The sequence below is a fragment of the Niastella sp. genome (assembly GCF_045805085.1).
GTDB lineage: Bacteria > Bacteroidota > Bacteroidia > Chitinophagales > Chitinophagaceae > Niastella.
In genome coordinates, this window is the sequence record NZ_JBJMLX010000386.1 from 1 (window position 1) to 4478 (window position 4478).

Here is a 4478-nt window from a genome sequence, read left to right on the forward strand (position 1 = left end):
CTTAGTTTGTAAGGCCAAAGATCTTTTTCACCTCTCCATAATTATTCCAGTCAATGGTCTGCGTGCGTCCAACGTTTACACCACCTGGAAGAATGAAATAGCGATAATAACCACTAAAATCATCATTACCGATTAAATAAATTTTTCCAACTGTCAGTTGTATGCTAACAGTTGAATAAGTGATTGGATCTACATAAGGAAGTTGAACAACGGTCGGGTTTGTGGTATCGGCACCATTCAAATTAAGATACACATGTACTGAGCCTTTATTAAGAATATCCTTGGTAATTGCTGGAGCAGTGATAGTGCCTAATGCAACCGTATCGCCGCTTTGCAGTATTGCGCCGCTAAATGCCACATTCGTCCATTTAGAATACATGGCATTGGCGACACCTGTATCACCCTTAGGACCCGTATCGCCTTTTTTACAGCTTACGTTGGTCGTTGATAAAAAGAGTGTGAAAAACGCAACACTGGCAACGGAGAGAACTGAGAAGACCTGTTTCATAAAATGTAAATTTTGATTAAGTAGATGATCTATGCTCTATACGTAAAAAAGCCTTTAAACGCTGGGTATGAATGCAATTTAAGGATTTTTAATCTGTATGAATTTAATATGACATACCCCTAAAAAGAGGGTTAATCTTTTCCCAAAAGCATTCATTAGCCGGCAGGGAATCCGAAAATGATCCCTCCAGCATAATTTATGCAAGCCCGTAATAAATTTAACAAAAAAAAAACCGGAAAGTCAGGGACAAAAATAAGGCCCCCGGAGTATTCGATCATGCCGAATTCCGGGGGCTTTTTGTTATAGTACTTTTCCGCCATGCTACCCAAACAAGTGGGGGAAAGCCGTTCATCTATTTAAAACACGGCCTTATCGGGTGCCGGTGGGCGTTTGTCTGTTCTAGTTGGTATTTTGGGTGCCATTAATGATTGGCGTACCATTATTGATCGTAGCGCCATTATTCAACATTTTGAACACCACACGTCTGTTTTTCTCCCGCGCTTCAGGAATGTCTTTCCCATCAGGCGTTGTTTCTTTCTCTATCGGACAGCACTCGCCAAAACCTACAGGTTTTAACTGTCTACCCGATACGCCGGCATTGATCAGGTACTCGGCGCAGGCATTGGCGCGGCCTTTCGCCAGGAACTCGTTCGATTTAACTGAACCCAAACCGTCTGTATGCACATCTATTTCCAGTACCACGGTCGGGTTAGTCTTTAAATAGGAGGCAATGAGGTCAAGATATGGGTACGATTCCTTTGCGATCTCGGTTTTTAACTCAAACACGATCTGGTAGGTAACCTCGGTCTTGTTTTTGAACGGATCGGGCTTTTTGACCAGGCATAACTCCTGGGCGAACACGGTATCGCCTTTGGAGGGGTAAGCCGTCAGCAAACCGCCCTGGTAATCATCCTGGGTACCGCTGATCTGCAGGGCCATTCCGGCATCGGTTTGAATGGTATAGCGTCCGCCGGCCTGGGTTTTAATGGTAGCCACTTCAACACCGCGGGGGTCTTTTGCAGAAATAATGGCCCCTTCGAGCGGTTTTTTAGTATCACAATCAAGCACCACACCGGTAAATACCTGGTGGTAGTTCTTATGTATAGAGAATAATTCCAGGCAGCACAGAGAAGCCCGGTCAGTACTGAAGATCGCGTCTTCCAGCAGGCCCTTGCCACGGCTTACAAAATAAATATCATCTTTTTCAGAGTTCACCGGGTAGCCGAGGTTCAGCGAAACCGTCCAGGAACCGGTGAAATTACCGGTAGAACTGTACAGGTCGAAACCGCCCATCCCGGTTCTGCCATTGGATGCAAATACCAGGGATTGCGTGGGCCCATGGTAAAATGGAGCTTCCTCATCGCCGGTAGTATTGATGGCAGGTCCCGCGTTTGTGATTTGGCCGGGAATGCCTTTGCTATCCAGGGTGGCATACCAGATGTCGAACCCGCCAATACCGTCGGAACGCTCGCTGGAGAATAACAGGTATTTTCCGTCGGGGGTTACCTGGGGCTGCCGTGAGTTGAATGATTGTTCAGTGAGTTTTCCATCGATCAGTACAGGCTCGCTCCACCGGCCACTATTTTGCTCGCTCGTATAGATGGCCGACAGTTTTTTACCATTCTTCACTATCCAGCCGGTAAAGAACATTCTTGAGCCATCGGGTGTAAAGGCCGGGGTGCCCTGTTGGGTATTTTTGGGCGCCGATACACTCATTTTTTCAACTTTGTTGAAATCACCCTCGCCCTGAAAGGCAGCGGTGTACAAAGCGTTGGTATATCCTTCAGCACGGGTTGAAGTAAAAGCCAGGGTATTGTTATTTAACCAGCTGGCTGCATAGTTAGCCCCTTCTTTATTGATGTTGTTGTTAAGCCTTTCAATTTTAACCCCGCTAGGGCCATTGCTTAACTGCTGCTGAATGAATATACAATTATCGATCTCCTGCTGCGCCATTTTATTATATTGCTCGCCTTCGGTGTTCTCCTTTACAAACCGGTCCAACTCCTTTTGGGCAATACTATAATTACCATTAGAGCGCAAACAAATGCCATAATAGTAACGGGCCAGCGGATGGGCCGTAGAGTCTTTTTGCAATAGCAATTTATACCACTGCTCCGCATGTATAAAATCGTTCAGGTTGTAATAACAATCGCCCATTTTGTACAGCAGGTTCGCGTCGAGGCCACCCAAATCGTTATGATTGAGCAACGCAGCACCCTGCTTTTGTACCACATAGGCATTGTAACCTGAATGGGTGGGTGTTTTTCCACTTAAGTACTTTTCAAAGTAGTGTGCGGCTGAATAATAATCGCCATTGGCATAAAACGTTTCTGCCACACGTTTAAAGTTGCTTGCCTGCGCATTTACCGCAGCTGCAGACAATCCTAAACCAGCAATTATTAGTAGATGCTTAAACATAATCTGCTTATTTGCTAATGAGATAATATGCTGATGGAATTCAATTCCCGTCTATCCTTCCCGCGTCTTATAGTATTACAATCTCGGACACACAAACGGCACAGCATCCTGTTTAACCGATTTGCGGCCAATAAGCGTCAGGGATATTTCAAAGTTATTGGCATTGCCCCCTACCTTACCCAGATCAGATACGTTTACATCGTAACTCGCACTGATCATATAGTTCTTATAATAAACGCCCACATAAGGAGCAAAGGCATCTCCAAACCGGAAGTTGGCGCCCACCAGAAAGTCGGTAATTTCATTCACCCGTGTTTGGGCATAAGCACCAATCATTTTCTCCTGGCTTGTTCCCTGCCGCATGTACAACAGGTTGGGCGTAATGCTCAGATTTTCGTTCACATTGTATTTTAAACCGCCATGTACGGTGAGTCGCATGGGCATTTTCTCTGCCCCATTGGCAAAGAAGGGATCCTGAGGTTGGGTTAAATGAAAGGCAGAGACACCACCGAACAGGTTGGCTTTTTTACCAGGTGTTCCATCGTAGTATACAGCGCCTACGCCTGCGTCGAATGTAATGGCTGATGTTTTGGTCAATGTTTCACCGCCGCCAGCCGTAGGGTCATAGCCGGTTGCTGCGCGCCATTGGTCGCCGGTACGGAACTTGGTGGGATCGAACCGGCGGTTAAGCACGCCGAATGCCATGCCAAGAGATATCTGGTGATAACCGAAGCGAACGCCATTGTAGCTCATAGACCCGTACCCGGTGAGATAGCTGTAACCAATATTGCCTGCCCGCTGGTTCATGATATTTAAACCAAGGCTTACATTCTTATTCGTTACAATGTCTGCCGAAACACCGGGTGTTGCAAAAGGGTTACTAATACCGCCCCACTGGCTGCGGTACATGGCCGTAACCCGGTAGTTACCGTCTATGGCGCCCGTTAAAGCCGGGTTCAGCCACAACGGATAGGCATAGTATTGCGAAAAATGAGGATCTGTTTGAGAATGACCTGTTATTGCTGTAGCAATCGTCAACAGTAACAGGCTGGTTTTTCTAAGATATCGTAGCATTACAAACAGTTTTTGGGTTATTTTACCGGACTAGATTAAAGGTTCCTTTTTGGGATACTTTGGTACCATCTGTTAACATCCCTGATACCACATATACATATACGCCAACGGGCTGAGGTTTGCCTTTATAAGTTCCATCCCATTGGGCCTGTATATCGTTTGATTCAAATATTTTTTCACCCCATTGGTTAAATACCATCCAGTGTATTGTTTTGGTAACATTACTATACACCTTGAAGTAGTCGTTATGCGTATCACCATTTGGAGTAAACGTGTTGGGTACAAAAACGCCATCGGTAAGCGCCTGCCCTTCCGTACTGTCAGAGATATATTCAGGACAATCGACCCGGGTGCCCAGCGCTTTCACCCACAACGTTATTTTATCAGTAGGCTTGAGGCCGGTAACGGTATGGCTTAAGCCCATAGCGCCCGAGCTGGGTATCGTCCAGTTAAGCTTGTCGCGCGATACGCGGTAACC

Annotated in this window: 4 protein-coding genes; all 4 read right to left on the reverse strand. The window is 46.1% G+C overall.

What is annotated here, in order from left to right; all coding sequences use genetic code 11:
- Position 1 precedes the first annotated feature (1 nt).
- Positions 2–508 carry a hypothetical protein gene (locus ACJ751_RS19735; protein WP_407747239.1) on the reverse strand — a complete coding sequence of 169 codons (507 nt, stop codon included), beginning with the start codon at positions 506–508 and terminating at the stop codon, positions 2–4.
- A 399-nt stretch (positions 509–907) separates the two neighbouring features.
- A complete protein-coding gene (locus ACJ751_RS19740) occupies positions 908–2926 on the reverse strand; it encodes an OmpA family protein (RefSeq protein WP_407747240.1) in 2019 nt (672 codons plus the stop codon).
- 75 nt (positions 2927–3001) lie between these two features.
- Positions 3002–4000 (reverse strand): PorP/SprF family type IX secretion system membrane protein, encoded by a 999-nt coding sequence (locus tag ACJ751_RS19745; RefSeq protein ID WP_407747241.1) that lies wholly within the window; start codon positions 3998–4000, stop codon positions 3002–3004.
- A gap of 22 nt (positions 4001–4022) precedes the next feature.
- On the reverse strand, positions 4023–4478 hold a 456-nt coding region (locus ACJ751_RS19750; protein WP_407747242.1), incomplete at its 5' end, for a gliding motility-associated C-terminal domain-containing protein.

What these genes read in the sequence shown, in the direction of transcription:
- ACJ751_RS19735 (WP_407747239.1), bottom strand. Translation starts at nt 508, where the DNA reads ATGAAACAGGTCTTCTCAGTTCTCTCCGTTGCCAGTGTTGCGTTTTTC.
- ACJ751_RS19740 (WP_407747240.1), bottom strand. Translation starts at nt 2,926, where the DNA reads ATGTTTAAGCATCTACTAATAATTGCTGGTTTAGGATTGTCTGCAGCT.
- ACJ751_RS19745 (WP_407747241.1), bottom strand. Translation starts at nt 4,000, where the DNA reads ATGCTACGATATCTTAGAAAAACCAGCCTGTTACTGTTGACGATTGCT.